This window comes from Actinoplanes sp. NBC_00393 (genome assembly GCF_036053395.1).
GTDB lineage: Bacteria > Actinomycetota > Actinomycetes > Mycobacteriales > Micromonosporaceae > Actinoplanes.
Map to the genome: position 1 here is coordinate 4118742 of NZ_CP107942.1, position 17109 is coordinate 4135850.

25 protein-coding genes are annotated in these 17109 nt (G+C 69.2%); 16 read left to right on the forward strand and 9 right to left on the reverse strand.

The genetic code is table 11. The annotated features are described in order from the left end of the window. Window positions 1–41 precede the first annotated feature (41 nt). Genes OHA21_RS19410 through OHA21_RS19420 form a run of 3 tightly spaced genes read left to right on the forward strand, consistent with a single transcriptional unit; the run spans window position 42 to window position 2324 of the window. On the forward strand, window positions 42–458 hold the full coding sequence (locus OHA21_RS19410) for an RpiB/LacA/LacB family sugar-phosphate isomerase (protein WP_328475480.1): 417 nt from the start codon (window positions 42–44) through the stop codon (window positions 456–458). Further along, window positions 455–997 carry a helix-turn-helix domain-containing protein gene (locus tag OHA21_RS19415; RefSeq protein ID WP_328475481.1) on the forward strand — a complete coding sequence of 181 codons (543 nt, stop codon included), beginning with the start codon at window positions 455–457 and terminating at the stop codon, window positions 995–997. The genes OHA21_RS19410 and OHA21_RS19415 overlap by 4 nt, the downstream gene beginning before the upstream one ends. Continuing rightward, complete coding sequence (locus tag OHA21_RS19420; RefSeq protein ID WP_328475482.1) at window positions 990–2324, forward strand: hypothetical protein; 1335 nt, start codon at window positions 990–992, stop codon at window positions 2322–2324. The genes OHA21_RS19415 and OHA21_RS19420 overlap by 8 nt, the downstream gene beginning before the upstream one ends. 68 nt (window positions 2325–2392) lie before the next feature. Here OHA21_RS19420 and OHA21_RS19425 read toward each other — a convergent pair whose 3' ends face one another. Next, window positions 2393–3115 carry a hypothetical protein gene (locus tag OHA21_RS19425; protein WP_328475483.1) on the reverse strand — a complete coding sequence of 241 codons (723 nt, stop codon included), beginning with the start codon at window positions 3113–3115 and terminating at the stop codon, window positions 2393–2395. A 296-nt stretch (window positions 3116–3411) separates the two neighbouring features. Here OHA21_RS19425 and OHA21_RS19430 point away from each other — a divergent pair, with 296 nt between their 5' ends. Beyond that, window positions 3412–3966: a hypothetical protein gene (locus OHA21_RS19430; RefSeq protein WP_328475484.1), complete on the forward strand. Its 555-nt coding sequence runs from the start codon at window positions 3412–3414 to the stop codon at window positions 3964–3966. A gap of 3 nt (window positions 3967–3969) precedes the next feature. Here OHA21_RS19430 and OHA21_RS19435 read toward each other — a convergent pair whose 3' ends face one another. Both OHA21_RS19435 and OHA21_RS19440 read right to left on the reverse strand, forming a co-directional pair. Further along, window positions 3970–4725 carry a class I SAM-dependent methyltransferase gene (locus OHA21_RS19435; protein WP_328475485.1) on the reverse strand — a complete coding sequence of 252 codons (756 nt, stop codon included), beginning with the start codon at window positions 4723–4725 and terminating at the stop codon, window positions 3970–3972. A gap of 11 nt (window positions 4726–4736) precedes the next feature. Beyond that, a complete protein-coding gene (locus tag OHA21_RS19440) occupies window positions 4737–5216 on the reverse strand; it encodes a cyclophilin-like fold protein (protein ID WP_328475486.1) in 480 nt (159 codons plus the stop codon). 103 nt (window positions 5217–5319) lie between these two features. On the opposite strand from OHA21_RS19440, the gene OHA21_RS19445 reads away from it, so the two are divergent. The 4 genes from OHA21_RS19445 to OHA21_RS19460 all read left to right on the forward strand — a co-directional run bounded on the left by OHA21_RS19445 (window position 5320) and on the right by OHA21_RS19460 (window position 8618). Continuing rightward, entirely contained in the window at window positions 5320–6180 is an 861-nt protein-coding gene (locus OHA21_RS19445; RefSeq protein WP_328475487.1) for a helix-turn-helix transcriptional regulator, read from the forward strand. Window positions 6181–6278: 98 nt separating this feature from the next. Continuing rightward, window positions 6279–6935, forward strand: coding sequence for a lytic polysaccharide monooxygenase auxiliary activity family 9 protein (locus tag OHA21_RS19450; protein WP_328475488.1), 657 nt, complete (start codon window positions 6279–6281; stop codon window positions 6933–6935). An 83-nt stretch (window positions 6936–7018) separates the two neighbouring features. Continuing rightward, the gene (locus OHA21_RS19455; RefSeq protein WP_328475489.1) at window positions 7019–7570 is read left to right on the forward strand and encodes a hypothetical protein; all 552 of its coding nucleotides are present in this window, start codon (window positions 7019–7021) and stop codon (window positions 7568–7570) included. Between the two features lie 676 nt (window positions 7571–8246). Next, window positions 8247–8618, forward strand: a complete 372-nt coding sequence (locus tag OHA21_RS19460) for a PadR family transcriptional regulator (protein WP_328475490.1) — start codon at window positions 8247–8249, stop codon at window positions 8616–8618. An 18-nt stretch (window positions 8619–8636) separates the two neighbouring features. Here the strand turns inward: OHA21_RS19460 and OHA21_RS19465 are convergent, their stop codons facing one another. From OHA21_RS19465 to OHA21_RS19480, 4 genes are all read right to left on the reverse strand, one after another. Continuing rightward, window positions 8637–8825 (reverse strand): hypothetical protein, encoded by a 189-nt coding sequence (locus OHA21_RS19465; protein WP_328475492.1) that lies wholly within the window; start codon window positions 8823–8825, stop codon window positions 8637–8639. An 85-nt stretch (window positions 8826–8910) separates the two neighbouring features. Then, on the reverse strand, window positions 8911–9816 hold the full coding sequence (locus tag OHA21_RS19470) for a thermonuclease family protein (RefSeq protein WP_328475494.1): 906 nt from the start codon (window positions 9814–9816) through the stop codon (window positions 8911–8913). Continuing rightward, window positions 9813–10022 (reverse strand): hypothetical protein, encoded by a 210-nt coding sequence (locus OHA21_RS19475; protein ID WP_328475496.1) that lies wholly within the window; start codon window positions 10020–10022, stop codon window positions 9813–9815. The genes OHA21_RS19470 and OHA21_RS19475 overlap by 4 nt, the downstream gene beginning before the upstream one ends. A gap of 14 nt (window positions 10023–10036) precedes the next feature. Next, the gene (locus OHA21_RS19480) at window positions 10037–10186 is read right to left on the reverse strand and encodes a hypothetical protein (RefSeq protein WP_328475498.1); all 150 of its coding nucleotides are present in this window, start codon (window positions 10184–10186) and stop codon (window positions 10037–10039) included. Window positions 10187–10802: 616 nt separating this feature from the next. Here OHA21_RS19480 and OHA21_RS19485 point away from each other — a divergent pair. The 7 genes from OHA21_RS19485 to OHA21_RS19515 are packed head-to-tail and all read left to right on the forward strand — an operon-like array spanning window position 10803 to window position 14328. Next, window positions 10803–11204: a hypothetical protein gene (locus tag OHA21_RS19485; RefSeq protein ID WP_328475500.1), complete on the forward strand. Its 402-nt coding sequence runs from the start codon at window positions 10803–10805 to the stop codon at window positions 11202–11204. Window positions 11205–11206: 2 nt separating this feature from the next. Continuing rightward, complete coding sequence (locus OHA21_RS19490; protein ID WP_328475502.1) at window positions 11207–12124, forward strand: hypothetical protein; 918 nt, start codon at window positions 11207–11209, stop codon at window positions 12122–12124. 36 nt (window positions 12125–12160) lie between these two features. Next, entirely contained in the window at window positions 12161–12565 is a 405-nt protein-coding gene (locus OHA21_RS19495; RefSeq protein WP_328475504.1) for a peptidase inhibitor family I36 protein, read from the forward strand. A 34-nt stretch (window positions 12566–12599) separates the two neighbouring features. After that, window positions 12600–13004 carry a peptidase inhibitor family I36 protein gene (locus OHA21_RS19500; RefSeq protein WP_328475506.1) on the forward strand — a complete coding sequence of 135 codons (405 nt, stop codon included), beginning with the start codon at window positions 12600–12602 and terminating at the stop codon, window positions 13002–13004. Between the two features lie 43 nt (window positions 13005–13047). Then, complete coding sequence (locus tag OHA21_RS19505) at window positions 13048–13467, forward strand: peptidase inhibitor family I36 protein (protein ID WP_328475508.1); 420 nt, start codon at window positions 13048–13050, stop codon at window positions 13465–13467. A 20-nt stretch (window positions 13468–13487) separates the two neighbouring features. Beyond that, a complete protein-coding gene (locus OHA21_RS19510) occupies window positions 13488–13886 on the forward strand; it encodes a peptidase inhibitor family I36 protein (protein ID WP_328475510.1) in 399 nt (132 codons plus the stop codon). A gap of 34 nt (window positions 13887–13920) precedes the next feature. After that, on the forward strand, window positions 13921–14328 hold the full coding sequence (locus OHA21_RS19515) for a hypothetical protein (RefSeq protein ID WP_328475514.1): 408 nt from the start codon (window positions 13921–13923) through the stop codon (window positions 14326–14328). Here the strand turns inward: OHA21_RS19515 and OHA21_RS19520 are convergent. Then, complete coding sequence (locus OHA21_RS19520; RefSeq protein ID WP_328475516.1) at window positions 14321–14785, reverse strand: MarR family winged helix-turn-helix transcriptional regulator; 465 nt, start codon at window positions 14783–14785, stop codon at window positions 14321–14323. The two genes, OHA21_RS19515 and OHA21_RS19520, sit on opposite strands and share 8 nt — an antisense overlap. An 89-nt stretch (window positions 14786–14874) precedes the next feature. Here OHA21_RS19520 and OHA21_RS19525 point away from each other — a divergent pair, with 89 nt between their 5' ends. Then, window positions 14875–16122, forward strand: coding sequence for an MFS transporter (locus tag OHA21_RS19525; RefSeq protein WP_328475518.1), 1248 nt, complete (start codon window positions 14875–14877; stop codon window positions 16120–16122). On the opposite strand, the gene OHA21_RS19530 is transcribed toward OHA21_RS19525, so the two are convergent. Then, window positions 16043–16981 (reverse strand): phosphotransferase, encoded by a 939-nt coding sequence (locus tag OHA21_RS19530; protein ID WP_328475520.1) that lies wholly within the window; start codon window positions 16979–16981, stop codon window positions 16043–16045. The genes OHA21_RS19525 and OHA21_RS19530 overlap by 80 nt on opposite strands. Window positions 16982–17109: the final 128 nt, after the last annotated feature.

Genomic DNA, 17109 nt, shown 5'->3' on the forward strand with positions numbered 1-17109 from the left:
GCAGATATACCGCCGAGCAGAGAACCGCTTAGGGTACGGGGATGCGCGTAGCGTTCGCCAGCGACGACGAGAACGACACGACTCGGGCGGTGGTCGCGTCGCTGACCGAGGCCGGCCACGAGATCATCCGCCCGGATGCGCCGGAGAGCTGGCCCGACCTCGGACGCTTCGTCGGCCAGTCCGTCGTCGACGGCCGAGCCGACTACGGCGTGGTGATGTGCTGGACCGGCACCGGCACAGCGATAGCCGCCAACAAGGTCCCCGGCGTGCGGGCTGCCCTCGCCTGGGACCCGTGGATCGCCCGCGGCGCCCGCCTCTGGAACGACGCAAACGTGCTGGCCATGAGCCTGAAACGGCTCGCCCCGGACGTGGCGGTCGAAGTGCTGCAGGCATTTCTGGACACCACCGAGCCGGACCCCGACGAGGCCGGCAACATCGCCGCCATCGAGAAGCGGTGACTCCGGCGCAGCTCGATGCGCTGCTGAACCGGGAGACCGGCGATCGTAATGTGTTGATCGCGCTCCTGCACGAGCGGATCAGCCAATGGCCGTGGTGGGACGGCGCCTGGCGGATCATCGAAATCCAGGAGGTTCACCCCCGGCAGATCGCCGAGCGGCTACATACCGTAACCATTGTCGGCATGCTCGGCCGCGACGAGGGGGCGACGCTGCCGTTGTCGGTCTTCACGCGCGTCGCGGGGTCGCGGCTCGACCGGTTCGAGGTGCGGGTGGGGGATGTCCTGATCGGGCCGCCGGTCAGGGACAGCGATCCGCACCCGTTCGGGTCGATCTTCAGTGCCCTCATGGATCGGCGAGGCATCTCGCGCGAGGAAATGGCTCGCCGCTGCGGCCTCGCCCTGTCGACCGTGGCGAAGATGCGGGCCGGCTACCTGGTGCCCGAGCAACCGGATCGTCTGGCCAGCCTGGCTGCAGCGCTGGAGATGCCCGTCGGTGATCTGATGGCTGTCGCCGGCCTCCATACTGACCGCCGTGGATGATGAGTGGCGGCTCAGCGCGACCGGGTTCGGGGAGGACTGGTCGCACGAGCTGATCTTCGCTGAGGAGGTCGCCTGGGAGCGCGAGGACCTGGTGGCCGGGATGGCCGAGTTCCTCCGGACGGTGCCGGGCGTGACCGCGGTGGAGCACGTGGACCGGGAGGCCGTGGTGATCGCGGCTGCGGCCATGCCGACCGGGCGCCTGTCGGCGGCGGTGCGGCGCCGGTGGGAGAAGGCGAAGAAGCAGCGGCCGCCGTGGATGGCCGCGATGGACCGCGCGGCCCGGATGGTGGCGGAGCTCACCGGCTTCCAGCGGGACGGCTGGCAGCTGACCCGGACCGTCGACAGCGAATTGAGCCACATCATCACCCTCGACCACTGGTCCGGCCGGGAACCGGGCGATCATTCCGTCACGATCGCGGCGTACGTCCGGCTCGACCTGCCGGACATCCGCCACCACGACGTCCTCCGTCACAACGGTCCCCTCGGCGACACCACGTCGCTCCGCGAGGTGGTCACCGGCCGGCTGCTGCCCACGCTGCATCCGTTGACGTCGGTGGACGCCCTGCTGGAGCGGTGGCAGAACCAGGGATCGATCGAGGAGCGCGGCACGTACCGGCTTCCAGAGATCCAGCTGCACGCCCGCGTCCTGGTGGCGCGTGGCCGTCTCGCCGAAGCTCGCGACCTATACCAGATCGACTTCGACCGGACCCCGCCGCGGCACCGCCCCTACCTGCTGCTGAACCTCGCCGAGCTCGGCGTGCCGGCGCTGACCACGGCGACCGATCCCCGGCTGAGCGTCGTCCAGGAGGCGACCCTGACGGCGTGGCACACGAGCACGTTGCCGCTCACCGACCGGCTGCGCGACCTCACCGGCCTGAGCCTGGACGGGACGCGCGAGTCCCTCGACGAGCTCTGGGCGTGGCTGCGGGTGTCACGGGACCGTCTCCAGGCCGAGTTCACCGATGCGGCGCCGACGCTCGCGATGCCGTACTACGGCGTGCTGGCCGGCGGCACCAATGCTGCTGCCGCGCCCCGGGATCCGTGGTACCGGGTCACGGTCGAGCATGTCACCGCGTACGTCGGCGAGGTGGTGATCGCCCAGGCGCCGGGCACGGTCTGGGCCATCGGCGAGGACGGCGAACTGGCGCTGGTCCGCACCGCCGGAACCGGCCTGCTGTGGCGGGTGCTCGCCATCGTCCACGCCGACTTCGACACGCCCACCGACGAGTTCGACCCCCACCGGCTGCGCCGTCTGGCCGACGACATGCTCCGCTGGGTCAACACAGACCCGAGAAATCAGGTCTGGATCACTCCCACCGGGTTCTAGAAGCGGATCCCATTCCTGCTCACTCGAGCGAACCGGAGGCCGTGCAGCCAGGTCAGAACCGATCTCGCTCAACCTTCGCGGCTCCGCTGGTCCGCCTGCGGAGTGGCTCGGATCGCGACGACCACATCGTTCCCCACAGCCGGGTCGACGACGCAGTGGAGTCCGAGGTCGGTAATGCGACCGTCTCGAACGTTCCACTCGCGGGCGCCCGGGTCACGTCCGAGTATCGAGCCGAGAGAGTCGATGGTGGCTTTCCAGAGATTCGCCCAAGCCCGCCGAGGCCCGACCACGAACGCCAGCTGAAGGGCGACGCCGCCATACGGCGAGGAGCCGTCCGTGATTTGATCGCGAATCTGTTGCTTGTAGGCGGTGCTGGTGGCCGACGCCGTGGTCCGAACATCGAATGAGTACGTTCCACCCGGATCGTTGACTCTGGAAGCCTGGCAAATCGCCACCGACGATACCGCCGCATGACGCTTGGTTGCCCACACAGAGGTGAACTGTCGGCCAGTTTCCTTCGCCAACTGCGGGACCAGTGGAAAGAGGTAGTTATCAAGGTCATTGAACGCAAGTAGCGGCACGGTATCGGGCAGCGCGACGTCAAGGCGCAACGCGAGCGGGTCAGGCGTATGACACACCGGCTCTGCGATGGCCAAGCGGACCTGGGCGACGAAGGCGGCGAAACGTACCTGACCCGGTGTACCGCTCTTGTCCCAGCTAGCAAGGGCGGGCGCGATGCCAAGCGTGCTGCCTACTGCATCGGGGCAGCCATAGAAGACAGGCGTAGTCATAACTTGAGTTCACCGTTGTCCACCATGCGTAGCAACAGGAGCTTGTGACGAAGCCTCGAGTCATGAGGGTGCACCGCCGACCAGGATTCTCGGCATCGATAGTATCCACCGGAATCCAAGTCCTGGACCGTGCATGGGCTACCCGCGACACCCGGGTGAACATCCGTCGCATCGCAGCCGTACGGACAGCTTCAGGCCGGTTCGCAGACTCAACCGCCTCCGCAGTACGGCTTCACCCAGCATGGCGTTCCCGCATATGGGCGCCGGGCTACCCGCCGCGGAAGGAATCGACCGCGGTGGCGATCGGTGTGACCGTGGTGGCGGTTGTCTTGACGCTGTGCATCGGTGGCACCGTCGCGCAATTCGTGATTGGTCGGTACCTCGGTGACGCCAAGCCGACGGTGACCATCGTCGAGCCGGAGACACTCGGCGGCCGGCTCAAGCTGGTGGTGGACGACGACGCGGAGGTGGGCGCCGTCATCACCGAGATCGAGGAGAGTCTGGCCAGTCATCTGGGCGCGGAGAACTCGTTCGGCGCCCTGTACGGCGACCTCACTGACGACAACATGATTGCCGCCTCGTCCACCGAGGCAACGATCTTCAACCCGCGCGAGGAGTTGACAGCTGCGTTCGCCGCGTTCAGCGCGGGCTCCCAGCTCACGCGCCTGGCCCCGGCGGGCACCGGCACGCTGGGCGGTCTCGCCGAGTGCGGCACGTTCGTCGACCCGGAAGGCGGCTCGGTGATCTGCGGCTGGGCCGACGAGGGAAGCCCTCGGCATCGTCATCCGGCTACGAACCGGACGACAGGGCCCAGGCTGAGTTCCCGGGACTCAGCGCCGAGATCGAGATGAAGGCTAGCCCGGACGGCGGCGGGCGGTGACGCGATAGCGGTCGGCCTCGTCGGCGTACGTCGTGGATTCCGGCTGGAGGCCGGCGGCGCGCAGATCCTCGTCCAGCTGGCCGGCCCGGAACGGCCAGAACGTCAAGCGTTCGCCCTGGCTCGTCACGCCGCCAGCGCTGTCCCACTGCGCCACCGCGACGTCGAGGAAGTGCGGATCGTCCCAGTCCTCGGCGAGCGTCCACGAGTAGATCACCAGTGAGCGTTCGCCGCCGCGTTCGACCAGACGGTCGGCGACCTGCAGGCCGGAGCCGGCCGCCCGGACGCGCTCCCAGTTGCGGGAGGTCACCACAAGCAGCCCACCTGGGCGCAGCACGCCGGCCATCGCCTGCAACGCGGCGCGCCGGCGCTCGGTTCCGGCGGCATGGGTGAGCGAGTTGCCGATGCAGAAGACCGCATCGAACGGCTCCCGCGCGGTGAGTTGCTCCCACTCGCACTGCAACGCGACCAGGTCGACGCCGTGCTGCCCGGCAAGTTGCCGGGTCCGCTCCACCATCGCCTCGCTGGCGTCACACGCGACCACCTCGAAGCCGCACAGCGCCAGGCCGACCGCGAACTGCCCGGTCCCGCACGCGCAGTCCAGCACCCGCGCTCCGCTGCCGAGCGTGTCGACGACCTCGGCGAACGCGGCGACCGATCCCTGCGGCGTCAGCAGCTGATCGGGTACGAGCCAGTCGTACACACCGGCCAGCACGTCATACGAATCCCCCACGACGACTGACGTTAGCCCGCATCCGCCAGATCCCAGCGGATCGTGACGCGCCTGCCCGCCGCGGCAAGATCGTCCAAGCCGGCATCGATGGCGCCCAGGCGGATCAGACCCGGAGCGGGAACGGATTGGCCGAGGTCGTCGTAGTAGACCGCGATCACCTCGGTCTGCGGCCAGAAGTAGATATCGCCCACGACTGGATCATGCACCGGGACGGCGCCGTCGACGGTGAGGGCGTTCGGCAGGCGCCCGGACTTCGCCTGTCCCCACACGTCCTTGAAGTCCAGGGTCGCCGGCAGCATGGCGGCGAGCTGCCGGGCCTCCGGCGTATCCGCCAGCGTCGCGGTCGCCGCGCCGCCGTCGAACTGCAGCGTCACCGGCTTGCCCGCAAAGGTACTCGGCACCGGATCATGCCCGCCGCCCGCGGTGACAGAGCATCCGGCGAGGAGCACGGCGAGTACGGGTGTCAGAAGGGCAGTCATCCGGCTGGTCATGGCGTTCAGCCAACTCGCCCGGCGGCACGCTCAGGAAGTCACTGGCGATGGGTGTACTTGTAGTGCATCGCTGCGGGCGGGCGTACGCCGTACCGTCGATGGCATGGACAACCGGGCCGCGGTGCGCGAGTTTCTCACCTCGCGCCGTGCCAAGATCTCGCCGGAGCGGGCCGGCCTGCCGGCCATAGGGCAGCGCCGCGTCCCCGGGCTGCGGCGCAGTGAGGTGGCCGCGCTGGCGGGGATGAGCGTGGAGTACTACGCCAAGCTCGAACGCGGCACCCTCGCCGGTGTCTCGGCCGGTGTTCTCGACTCGCTGGCCCGCGCCCTGCAACTGGACGACGCCGAGCGGGCTCACCTCGTACATCTCGCCCATGAAGCGGACGGCAGCAACGCCGTCCTGCGGCGGCGCCGGCCGAAGCAGTGGCAGGTCCGGCCCAGCCTGCAGTGGTCGCTCGACGCCATCACCGCCGCACCGGCGATCGTCGGCAACAACCGGATGGATCTGCTGGCCGCCAACGCGCTCGGCCGGGCCATGTACGCCGACCACTACACCGATCCGGCCGGCCCGCCGAACTTCGCGAGGTACATCTTCCTCGACAGCGCGGCCCACCGCTTCTATCCCGAGTGGGATCTCGCCGCCGACATGTGCGTGGCCAATCTGCGCACCGCGGCCGGCAAGGATCCGCACGACAAGGGGCTGCACGACCTCGTCGGCGAACTGTCGACCCGCAGCGACGAATTCCGTCACCGCTGGGGCGCCCACAACGTCCGCACCCACGGCACCGGGTCGAAGAATTTCCACCACCACATCGTCGGCGGTCTGACCCTCGCCTACGAAAGCATGGACCTGCGCGCCGACCCCGGTCTCACCATGACCGTGTACGCAGCCGAGCCCGGCTCCCCGACCGAGGACGCGCTGCGACTTCTCGCCTCCTGGGCCGTCTCGATCAAGGCCGCCGACTGAGTCTTCGATAGATGTCGGTTGATATCTGGAAACAATGGTGCAATGATTCGCCTGGGAGCGCTCCCAATCCCCGTACGCCGAAGAACGGAGGAGAAACCGTGCCCCCACGCGAATCCCACCGGTTCCGCCGGCCTCTCCAGGTGGTCGTCGTCGTGCTCGCCACCATGGTGAGCCTGCTGCCGTGGACCGGCGCAGCCCAGGCCCACGGCACCATCGTCAGCCCGGCCAGCCGCGCCTACCAGTGCTGGCAGACCTGGGGCAGTCAGCACATGAACCCGGCCATGCAGCAGCAGGATCCGATGTGCTGGAACGCCTTCCAGGCCAACCCGGACACCATGTGGAACTGGATGAGCGCGCTGCGCGACGGCCTGGGCGCCCAGTTCCAGGCCCGCACCCCGGACGGGCAGCTGTGCAGCAACGGTCTGACCAGGAACAACAGCCTGAACCAGCCCGGAGCCTGGAAGACGACAAACGTCAGCCGCAGCTTCACCGTCCGGCTGTACGACCAGGCCAGTCACGGCGCCGACTACTTCCGCGTCTACGTCAGCAAGCAGGGGTTCAACCCGGCCACGCAGAGTCTCGGCTGGGGGAACCTCGACTTCATCACGCAGACCGGTAGGTACGCGCCGGCGCAGAACATCTCGTTCGACATCTCCACCTCGGGATACACCGGGCATCACATCCTGTTCGTCATCTGGCAGGCCTCGCACCTCGACCAGGCCTACATGTGGTGCAGCGATGTGAACTTCACCTGATCGGCCGCTCCGGCCCAGGACGTCGGCAAACGTCCCGGGCCGGAGACCCCGTCCCCTCCAGTCCGCCGAGGTGAGAAACGATCATGAGTACGAGTCGAGCCCGCTACGTGTGGGTGGCGGCGATCCTGCTGCTGGCCGCGGCCGCGGTGGTCGTCCTGCACAATCCGGCCGACTCCGAGGCGGATCCAGCGGACCTACAGGGCCAGCTCCAGGCCCACATGCGCACCACGCTCGAGCGATCTGACCCGGGCCAGCACAACCATGCCGGCCACCAGGTTCAGCCGACGGCCGGCGAGCCGGCAGTCATCTGCGGGGTACGCGTGTACGGCTACGAACCCTTCCAGGTCACCACGCTCGCCGAGGTGAAGACGGTGTACGGCTTCCACCTCTGCGGGGTCGCCGAACCGCAGCGCCCGTGGGACGTGGCGGTCAAGCTGGCCGGCCCGGTGATCCTGGACATGGCCACCGATCCGCCGGGCATCCAGGTGGTCGAGGCGACCGCCGACGTCATGTACGTCGACCGGCTGCAGCAGATGTTCCCGCCGAAGTACGCGCAGGTGGCCCAGAAGGAGGCCTTGTCAGACTCGGAGATGGCCGACCTGCGCCGCCGCTACGACGACGCGGCCGGACTCTGATCACCGGCACTGCTGAAGGGCTTCCGGCATCGGGGGTCTCGCTGTCGTCCGTCTCTCTCGAAAACCGGCGATTGACAGCTGCCCACCTCGACGCCACTTCGATCCCGCCGGCCTCGCGCAGCCGGCAAGCGATTGCGTGCGGCGGCTGGCGCCGTCCGGCGAGACCTCCCGGGTAGACGGCCACATCCGCAATGGGTGTGCCCACATCCACTGCGGATGTGCTCGCATTTTCGGAACCAGACGGATCACGGGGTCAGCCGCGACTGCCAGCCGGGTGGTCCCCACCGGCGGTTCCCGAGGGCCGGCTGGGAGCCGCTGCTGCCCCAAACGTCCTTCGAAGGGTACGAAGCTGCCGGCCGGATGACCGAAAGGCCGGAACAGGGCGAGGCTGTGCAGCGATCCCCTTTCCTGCGGAGTTGCGGTGTCCAGGTGGTTTGGCGGCCGCTGACAGCGACACCGCGCTGTCACCCCTGCTTCGGTGCCAAGGGCCGGCGCGGGCAGACGTCCACGGCCTCCCAGCGAGATGACCATCCTGGTCAACGGGGCGCAGACGACCGTCGCGATCCCGCCGATCGAGGAGCAGGGCTGGGCTGAGGCACTCGCCCGGAGCCTGTGCTGAGGTCCGGAGAAGATTTCCGCAGCCCGGCCGCCCACAGGGCCAGCCCGAGCTGCCGGAATGCTGGAACGCCGGACCGAACCCGGCACGTCCGCGGCGCCCCGGCAGGTCCTCTCCCTCACCGACGCCGGCGGGGCCGAACTGCTCCGGCGGCTCCGCGCACCCTCGGACGTCGAGATCAGCGACCGGAACCGGTACTTCACCGTGCTCGCCTTACTGCGGCACCTGCCGGACCGCGCCGAACAGGCCGCGGTGCTCCAGCGGCGGCTGGACTTCCTGCAGGCGCCGGCGACATTCTTCTCGGCCGCCGGGAAACGGCTCCGCGCCGCTGACATGGACGACCCGTTCCGCCAGGGCATGTTCGAGATCGCCCGGGCCACCGCGCAGGCGGAACGGGACTGGCTCACGCGTACGCTCGCCGAACTGAGCTGACCACGCCGCCGCGGGCGGCTATCTGGCGATCCGGCGCTGGCGCCGCCAGACGTAGCCGCCCATCCCGATCGAAGCCACCGCCAGAATCACCAGCGTCACGGCGTCGCCGCCGGTCGCGCCGGTCCAGAAGAGACCGGCGACCATCGCCACCGCCAGCCCGAAGAAGAAGGGCGGCAGCCAGCGCTGCCGGACTTCCTGCTGCCGCATGTCTCTCCCCTGGTTTGACGATCAAGCAGGCGATACCCGACACCGGCCGGACGGGAAACATACGCTCAGCGGATCCATGGCGGCGCTATTCGGCGGCTACCAGCTGGGGTGCGGGCGTTAGGTTGAGCCGGGCGACCGCGTCGCGCAGGTCCTGGGGCCAGAGCCACAGGCGGTATTCCGGGTTGATGCCGGAATAGTCCTCCGGGCCGTGCAGGACGCGGGTACGCAGGTCCACGCAGTAGCGTTCGCGCCAGGAGCGTTCGTGGACCTTCAGCGGCAAGTTGTTCACCTTCTTGTGAGTGATGTCGAACAGCTTCTCCATGGCCCGGTACTCGTAGGCGAGCAAGGTGTGCTGGTCGGCCCAGATCCCGAGCTGGGCGGCGCGGGCGTTCGCTGCGGCCTGGATCAGCAGGGCGAGGTCCTCGGCGCTCGGGATGGACGGGTAGATCACGAACGGCGTGGCCCAGCCGGCGGTCACCAGGTCCAGGTTGAACGTGGGACGGTCGCGCTTCGGGATCTCCTGGCGTTCCCTCTCGCTGTAGTCGGGAGCGATGTACGCGAGCAGCCGGTGGTTCGTGTCGAACGGGCTGTCCGCCACCCGGATGAAGATCTTCCGGCTTGTGCCGTTGGGCCGTTTCAGCCGCTTGGCGACGTTGTCCTTGCCGAACGCGGACGCCTTCTTGCCCTGCTCGTAATGCAGGCTGCCGGCGTGGCCGGTCTCCAGTCTCGGCAGCACGAACTCGGCCAAGCCGGCGTCGATCGGTGCCCGGCCCTGCCGGATCCACTCCGCCAGCTGCAGGAACTCCTTGTCGATCGCGGCGGCCCGCTGCTCGCTCCGGGCGGTCACCTCCGGGGTGTCGACCGAGAGCATGCGGATCGGCATCCGCACGTTGGGGGTGTCGCCGTCGGTGATGTCGACGAGGTCGCGTGCGCCGAGCGTCGGCATGCTCGCGCCGGCCGGCGCCCAGAAGACCTGCACCGGCTCGATCATGGCGTCCGCCCAGGGGCGAGGCGGGCTGTTGCGGTGTCGAGCCGGCGGCGAGCATTCCGGACCTGCGGCGGGACGGCTGCGCGGCGCGAACGGGACGCCGCGGCGGGCTCGCGGTCCTGGGTGAGTTGCTCGGGCAACGCGACGTCGAGCTGCTTGCGCAGCTCGTCGCGCGCATCCACGAAGCGCTGGTACGCGCTGACTGCCATGGGTCCTCCTCAGATCACTGCCTGATGTTGAAGTTGTCGTAGGGCTGCGGAATCGGCGCTCCGAAGATGAGGGCACCGTTGCTGCTGACGTTGCTCACCGCGGTGACCGGGCTGGTGTCGCGCGGCGCCCGGATCTGCAACGCCGGAAGCAGGCCGCACCTCATACGGTTACCGGTGACTGTCGGCGCCGAACCGAAAAGGTCGACTATCGGACCGAGTGAAAACGGCGCGAGGTCGGTGCAGCAGTTGCCGGAGACCAGCAGATCGGGATGAAACGTCCCCGAAGCCGACCTGGGCCAGCACGCCGGGCGTCCGGTTCTTCAGCGGTCCGTCCTGCTCGACGGTCTCGCTGAGCAGGATCTCGTTGCCGCTGATGTCGCACCGGCCGCCGACCACCGCGCTGCTGTGCACCGCCCGCCGTCTCGCTGCCGACGCGGTGGCGGTGGTGTTCGCCGTACGCAACACCGCCGTGACCGACCGGATCGGCGGCTGAACCGCGAGGAGGCCGGCTGGCTGCTCGACCGGCTGCGGCCCGGCCGGGTCGAGGCGCTCGCCGCCTCCCCCACCGGCGAAATCCGGCCCTGCACCGGGCCGCCGGCCGGCGCCGGCCTCCAAGCTCTGGACTACTCGCCCACCGCCGCGCACGCATCGCAGGAAACCCTGATCTGTCCCGGCCGGGTGGTAACTGTCCCCCGCTCCCAGCTCAGGGACACATAGAGCTTGTTCGATCTTTGGCGCCACCTGACGCTCGATCCACACCTCTCATCGAAGGAGAACGTCATGAACAGACGCCGGATCGCTCAACTGCTCACCGTCGCCCTGGTCTGTCTGGGCGGACCACTGACGACGGGATCCGCCGCCCACGCGGCGTACCGCTACCAGCCCCTCTCCGCCCAGGGCTCGAACGGAAAATGCACCCTGACGATCGACAGCCCGGGAACCTTCAATCTGGGCGGTTTCAAGACGTTCACCACCAAGACCACCAGCACGAGATTCGGCTGCACGCTGCAGGTCTTCTACCACTCGAACAGCACCAACTACGAGGCCCATGTCGCCCGCCCCAACAACCCGAGCATCTGGGGTGGCCTGGTGGCGATCCATCGGGTGCGGATCTGCCAGTCCGGTGAGCCCGGCAGGTGCTCGGCGTACCTGTGGTGGAACAACACCCTGCACACCTCCTGACGATGAAAGCCCGACTCTGCCTGGTGAGCGCCGCGTTGCTGGTGACCTCGTGCGGTGGCCAGGACCATTCCGCGGCCGGCCCGCTGTTGCCCGCGGACGTGCGGGCCATGGCGAGCACCGCTGACGCGGGCGCCGTGCTCGAGCTGGCCCAGAGCGTCCTCATCGCACAGTGCATGAACCGGCGGGGCTTCTCCTACCCGCTGGACGCGAACGCGGCCCGGGCCGACCTGTCCACACCCACGGCAGGCACGTCGGCCGTTTCCTGGCCAGAGGACGACGAGGCGAAGGCGGCCCGGGCCGGGCTCGCTCCGGCTGAGCCCGCTAGCCGGCCGTCCACCGCTCTCGAGACCTACGTCCGCGGGCTTTCCGCGGGACGCCAGCAGGCGTTCTCGCTCGCCCTGAACGGGGACCCGCGGGGCGGTTCGCTGATCACCGTAACGTTGCCGGACGGCCAGCAGGTCCAGCAGAGCCGGGAGAGCTGCAACGCAGAGGCGCTGCAGGACCTCTACGGCGATCTCGAAGGCTATCTGCGCGGCCGGATCACCGCCGACAACGTCAACACCATCGCGCGGGCCCGGGTGACCGCCGATCCGGCGTTCATCAGCGCTGAACGCCGATGGCGGGCCTGCATTTCCGGTCACGGCTGGACGGTCGGGGATCAGGCCGAGCTGTCCGCCCGGGTGGCCGACGCCGGCGCCGAACTGGTGGCCGGCGAGCGCCGCCGGCTCGAACGCAGGGCCGCCGTGCTCGCCGCCCGGTGCAACCGGCAGGGCGGCCTCTCCGCGGCCGGCCGCCGGCTCACCGAAACAGCCGTCCGTGCGGTCCGGGCCGAGCTCGGATCCCTGCTCGACGACCTGAGCCGCCGCGAGCAGGCCGCACTCCCGCACGCCCGGCAACTGGTCGCCGACGCCGCACCCTGACGCCGGGAACCCCGGAACTCGATTCGAAGGAGACCCATGAAACGAATCCTGATGCTGGCTGTGGCCGCCGTCGCGGCCACCACGGGAGCCGTCGTCGCCGCGGCTCCGGCGCAGGCCGCCCCGGTCGGCTGCGGATCCGGCTACTTCTGCGTCTACAACGACATCAACTACAGCTACAACAGCGGGCTCTACCGGACGGCCGGCTCGGACGTCGACTGGTACGACAACCGGTTCCCGAACGGGAAGCTCGTCGCCCGGCACGATTCGTCCTGGTTCAACAATGGCATCACCGGGCCCGGCATCCCTTCGTACACCAAGGTTTTCGAAGGCAAGGAGCACGTCGGCGCGATGACGATTTGCCTGCGCGCCGGCACCGGATTCCCCCGCAAGCCCGCCTCCAGCGACCGCGGTGGGTCACACCTCTGGGCCTTCGGCTGCTGACGCACGTCCCGGCCCCTCCTCGAAAGGAGCACCCATGAAACGAATCCTGATGCTGGCTGTGGCCGCCGCCGCGGCCACCACGGGAGCCGTCGTCGCCGCGGCTCCGGCGCAGGCCGCCCCGGCCGGTTGCCGATCCGGCTACTTCTGCGTCTACAAGAACATCGGCTACGACTACCCCGGCGGCGTCTACACCGCGTCCGGCCGCGACGACGACTGGACCAACAACACCTGGCAGGACGGGTCGAAGGTGGCGCGGGAGGACTCGTCGTGGTTCAACAACGGCGTCACCGGCCCGGGCATCCCGTCCTACGTCAAGGTCTACGACGCGGTCCTCGGCCTCGGATCGATGACGATCTGCCTGCGTGCCGGCACCGGATTCCCGCGCAAACCGGCCTCCAGCGACCGCGGTGTGTCGCACCGCTGGACCTACGGCTGCTGACCGGGTCGTCGCCTCGTCACCTCACGAATGGAGCCAGGCACTCATGAACACGCGAAGGAACAGCATCCGGAAACGCGTTGCGGCGCTGGGCGTGGCCATCGTCGCGGCCACCGCGGGAACTGCCGCCGTCGCTTCGCCCGCGCAGGCCGCCCCGACCGGCTGTCCGTTCGGTTCGTTCTGCGTCTACAAGCACATCAACTACGACTACTACGGCGGCATCTACACCGCGTACGGCCAGGACGCCAACTGGGGGAACAACACGTTCCAGGACGGGTCGCGGGTCCGGCGCAACGACTCGTCGTGGTTCAACAACGGCGCCGAGGGGCCGGGCATCCCGTCCTACGTGCAGGTCTTCGGCGGTGGGTCGATGACGATCTGCCTGCGCGCCGGCACCGGATTCCCGCGCAAACCGGCCTCGAGTGATCGCGGCGAAAAGCACTACTGGGCCTACAACTGCGAATGAACCCCTCGAAGGAGAGTGTCATGAATCGAATCCTGGCCCTGGGCATCGCCACGGTCATGGCCGGCGCGGGGGTTGCCGTCGCATCACCCGCCCAGGCCGCGCCGGCGGGCTGCCGGCCCGGCTACTTCTGCATCTACAAGCACATCAACTACAACCCCAATTACGTCTACTACGCGTCCGGTCGCGATCGGAGCTGGACCAACGACGAGTTCCAGGACCAGACGCCCGTGCTCGAGAACGACTCGTCGTGGTTCAACAACGGCATCGTCGCCCCCGGCATCCCGACCTACGTGCAGGTCCACGACCGGGAGGATCACGTCGGGGCCATGACAATCTGCCTGCGCGCCGGCACCGGATTCCCCCGCAAACCGGCCTCCAGCGACCGCGGCCGATCGCACCGCTGGACCTACGGCTGCTGACCGGGCCGGCCGACTTTCAAAGGAGTTGATGCACATGCGTACTCTGTCCCCGGCCCTGGTCGTCGCCTCCGGCATTGCCGGAGTTCTCCTGGCCGCCGCGCCCGCACAGGCCGCTTCCTTCGATTGGGACCCGCAGCCGGACTACACCGGCCCGGAGTACTCCCAGCAGATGTGGGCCTGGACCGGCGTGAACGTGATCGCCCGCGGCATCATGTACGGCACCACGAGCGACAGCCGATCGATCCGCAAGATCACCGTCTGCGACAACGACAGCCAGAGCACCGTCTTCATGCGGGTGTACCCGCGCTCGGGCGGCTACATCGACTACCCGGACAACGTCAGCGGCGACTGCTTCCGCAGGGACCTCGGGTACGACATCAGCCACTTCCGCATGATGGTCCGCGGCGAGCTCAGCAGCGCGCTGACGGCGCCACTCACATAACGGGCCCGCGGTCTGTCTTCCCGCGCTCCTCGACGAGGTCGCCGAGACCTAGCTTGAGCTCGGCGGCCTCGGTCGCGTCGCAGGCAGCGAACTGCCGGGCCAGCACTTCGCAGTACGTCGGCCGCGCCTCGGCATGCCGGGCGCGGCCGGCGTCGGTCAGGAAGACGTTGATGCCGCGGCGATCGACCTCGCAGAGCCGGCGTTCGATCAGCCCCTGCTTCTCCAGCCGGCCGATCAGCCGGGACAGGGCGCTCTGCGTGATCGGGACGACGTCCGCGATGTCCTGGACCCGGGGCTTGCCGTGCGCGGACACCTCGGCCAGCTGGTCCAGCACCTCGAACTCGTGACAGCTCAGGCCGTGCTGCTGCTCGAGGGCCTGCTCCAGGGCGTTGCCGATGCGGACCCGGCGGGCGGTCAGCTCACGCCACTGGTCGACGAGGGCCTGCGCGCTGTCCATGACTCCGCAACCTATCACATGCCGATGCACTAGATGCGCGTACATTAAATGCTTGTGCATTAGATGCATGTGCACATAGATTCGCCATCGTGACCCTCGATGCCCTCGCCCCACACCAGCCAGCAGATCCGGCCATCTGGTCCCGGAACTTCCGCTACTACTTCACGGCCCGCAGCGCGGGCCTGCTCAGCTGGGCCATGCTGCCGGTCGCGGTCGCTGCCGGCCTGCTCAGCGGTGGGTACGGTCTGCACACCGCCGGCTATGCCATGGCCTTCCTGGTCGGCCCGTTCGCCGGGCTGGTGCTGTTCGGCGGGGTGCTCGCCGACCGGTTCACCGCCCGGCGCATGATGATCGCCGCCGACCTGGCCAACCTCGTCGCCCACGTCCTGCTCGCCCTGCTGTTCCTGCACGGCATCGACCACCTCTGGCAGCTGTACGCGTTGCTCGTGATCGCCGGCACCGCCAACGCGATGTTCCAGCCGGGCGCCTCCTCGACCGTCCCGCTGGTGTCCCGGGACGTGCAGGGCGCCAACGGCGTACTGCGCACCTCCGAGGCGTTGACCGGGCTGGGCGGCCCCGCCCTGGCCGGCGTCCTGGTCGGCCTAGGCGCCACCGGCTGGGTCATGGTGATCGCCGCCGTCGCCTACGGGACCAGTGCGATCTGCCTGTTCGCGCTCCGCCTCGGCGCGGTCCCCGCCCCGCCGGCGGGCAAGAGCCTGTGGCACAACCTGGCGGTCGGCTGGCACGAGTTCCGCGTACGGAGCTGGCTCTGGGGTGTGATCGTGATCTGGATGGTCTTCGCGGTGCTGTCGTGGGGACCGCAGCTGACGGTGGCCGCCGGCGTCATCGTCCCCGAGCATGGCGCGTCCGCCTTCGGCCTGCTCAACGCGGCACTCGGCGCGGGCACGGTGGCCGGCGGCCTGCTGGCGATCCGCTACAAGCCCGCCCGGCCGCTCGCCGCCGGAGCCGTGGCGATCCTGGCCTACCCGCTCTATCCGCTCGGCATCGTGCTGGGCTGGCCGGTCTGGGCGCTCGCGGTCGCCCAGGTCGCGGTCGGGGCCGGCATCGGCGTCTGGGGCGTCATGTGGGCCACCAGCGTGCAGACCCAGGTGCCCGGCGAGGTGCTCAACCGCGTCCACGCGTACGAGGTCGCCGGCTCGGTCGGCATGTACCCGATCGGCAGCGCCCTCGCCGGCCCGGCCGTCGCGGCGTTCGGCACCGACCGCGTGCTGCTCGTGGGCGCCGTGGTCGCCCTGCTCACCGCGGCCGCGCTGCTCCTCGCCCGGCCGATCCGCACGCTCGGCAGGGCGCCGGGCGCCACCATGGGCGCTCGGTGATCAGTTCGGTCAATCTGGTCATGCGCTGGGCCAGCAACCGGGCATGGGTACGCGGATTCGCGTGCGCGAGCCTGATGTCGGAGGCGAGGTAGTTCGCCTCCCGGACCTCGCACTCGGCGCGCAGGACGTCCGGCGGGATCGCTGTCTCGGCGGTGATCACGTCCAGGACGGCCGGGGCGTGCGGGCCGCTGTCCGCGATCACGAAGAACCAGTCGTCCATCGGCTCGCCGAACCGGGCCCATTCGAAGTCGAGGAGCGCGGTCAGGGTCCCGTTCGACGCGAGCCAGTTGCCCCAGTGGCAGTCCGCGTGGACCGGGACGTTCACCCTCGCCCGCTCCGGTGCGTTCACCGCGATGACCCGGAGTCCCTTCAGCAGGGCGGCCGGCACTTGCAGGCCGTCGATCTCGGCGAGCAACGCCTCCCGGGTGACGAATCCGCCGTGGTCCAGCGGCTCCCGCAGGATCTGTGCGGCCCGGGTGGACGGCGACCAGGCGTGCAGCGCTCCGAGCCGCTGGACCGACTGTTTCGCCAGTGCGCACGCGGTCTTCCGGTCGGCACCCGGCAGGCCCATGCCGGGGGCCGCGCCGGGCACCCGGGCGTAGCAGGCGTACCGCACCTGGCGCCCGTCGACGACATGGACCCCGCTGTCGAGAAGGGCGGCGGTGATACCGGCCGGCAGGTCCGGGGCCAGGGCGATCTCGCGGCTCAGGCGCGGGTGGTCCCCCGCTCCGATGACCTTCACGACGATGTCCGCGGCGACGTGGACCTGATGCGAGATGCTCTCCGCGACGGTCATCGGACCCGGGTCGCGGCCGAGAACCGCGGTCGCGATCGCCCGAGCCTGCAGCGTGTCAGTCATGAGTTGATCTCACCGGCACTTCGCTCCGGCGCACAACCAGCCGATGGCTGCGGCGCACCGGCCTCGCCGCCGCAGCGTTCGCCACCAGGGCAGATGCTCGGTCTTGCGGACTTGCGGGGGCGTTCTCC

Excerpts from the sequence above, each read along its gene's own strand:
- OHA21_RS19480 (WP_328475498.1), bottom strand. The coding sequence starts at position 10,186 with ATGAGGTGCGGCCTGCTTCCGGCGTTGCAGATCCGGGCGCCGCGCGAC.
- OHA21_RS19520 (WP_328475516.1), bottom strand. The coding sequence starts at position 14,785 with ATGGACAGCGCGCAGGCCCTCGTCGACCAGTGGCGTGAGCTGACCGCC.
- OHA21_RS19470 (WP_328475494.1), bottom strand. The coding sequence starts at position 9,816 with ATGATCGAGCCGGTGCAGGTCTTCTGGGCGCCGGCCGGCGCGAGCATG.
- OHA21_RS19475 (WP_328475496.1), bottom strand. The coding sequence starts at position 10,022 with ATGGCAGTCAGCGCGTACCAGCGCTTCGTGGATGCGCGCGACGAGCTG.
- OHA21_RS19515 (WP_328475514.1), top strand. The coding sequence starts at position 13,921 with ATGCGTACTCTGTCCCCGGCCCTGGTCGTCGCCTCCGGCATTGCCGGA.
- OHA21_RS19410 (WP_328475480.1), top strand. The coding sequence starts at position 42 with ATGCGCGTAGCGTTCGCCAGCGACGACGAGAACGACACGACTCGGGCG.
- OHA21_RS19530 (WP_328475520.1), bottom strand. The coding sequence starts at position 16,981 with ATGACTGACACGCTGCAGGCTCGGGCGATCGCGACCGCGGTTCTCGGC.
- OHA21_RS19510 (WP_328475510.1), top strand. The coding sequence starts at position 13,488 with ATGAATCGAATCCTGGCCCTGGGCATCGCCACGGTCATGGCCGGCGCG.
- OHA21_RS19490 (WP_328475502.1), top strand. The coding sequence starts at position 11,207 with ATGAAAGCCCGACTCTGCCTGGTGAGCGCCGCGTTGCTGGTGACCTCG.
- OHA21_RS19505 (WP_328475508.1), top strand. The coding sequence starts at position 13,048 with ATGAACACGCGAAGGAACAGCATCCGGAAACGCGTTGCGGCGCTGGGC.
- OHA21_RS19425 (WP_328475483.1), bottom strand. The coding sequence starts at position 3,115 with ATGACTACGCCTGTCTTCTATGGCTGCCCCGATGCAGTAGGCAGCACG.
- OHA21_RS19440 (WP_328475486.1), bottom strand. The coding sequence starts at position 5,216 with ATGACCAGCCGGATGACTGCCCTTCTGACACCCGTACTCGCCGTGCTC.
- OHA21_RS19455 (WP_328475489.1), top strand. The coding sequence starts at position 7,019 with ATGAGTACGAGTCGAGCCCGCTACGTGTGGGTGGCGGCGATCCTGCTG.
- OHA21_RS19500 (WP_328475506.1), top strand. The coding sequence starts at position 12,600 with ATGAAACGAATCCTGATGCTGGCTGTGGCCGCCGCCGCGGCCACCACG.
- OHA21_RS19465 (WP_328475492.1), bottom strand. The coding sequence starts at position 8,825 with ATGCGGCAGCAGGAAGTCCGGCAGCGCTGGCTGCCGCCCTTCTTCTTC.
- OHA21_RS19485 (WP_328475500.1), top strand. The coding sequence starts at position 10,803 with ATGAACAGACGCCGGATCGCTCAACTGCTCACCGTCGCCCTGGTCTGT.
- OHA21_RS19460 (WP_328475490.1), top strand. The coding sequence starts at position 8,247 with ATGCTGGAACGCCGGACCGAACCCGGCACGTCCGCGGCGCCCCGGCAG.
- OHA21_RS19445 (WP_328475487.1), top strand. The coding sequence starts at position 5,320 with ATGGACAACCGGGCCGCGGTGCGCGAGTTTCTCACCTCGCGCCGTGCC.
- OHA21_RS19495 (WP_328475504.1), top strand. The coding sequence starts at position 12,161 with ATGAAACGAATCCTGATGCTGGCTGTGGCCGCCGTCGCGGCCACCACG.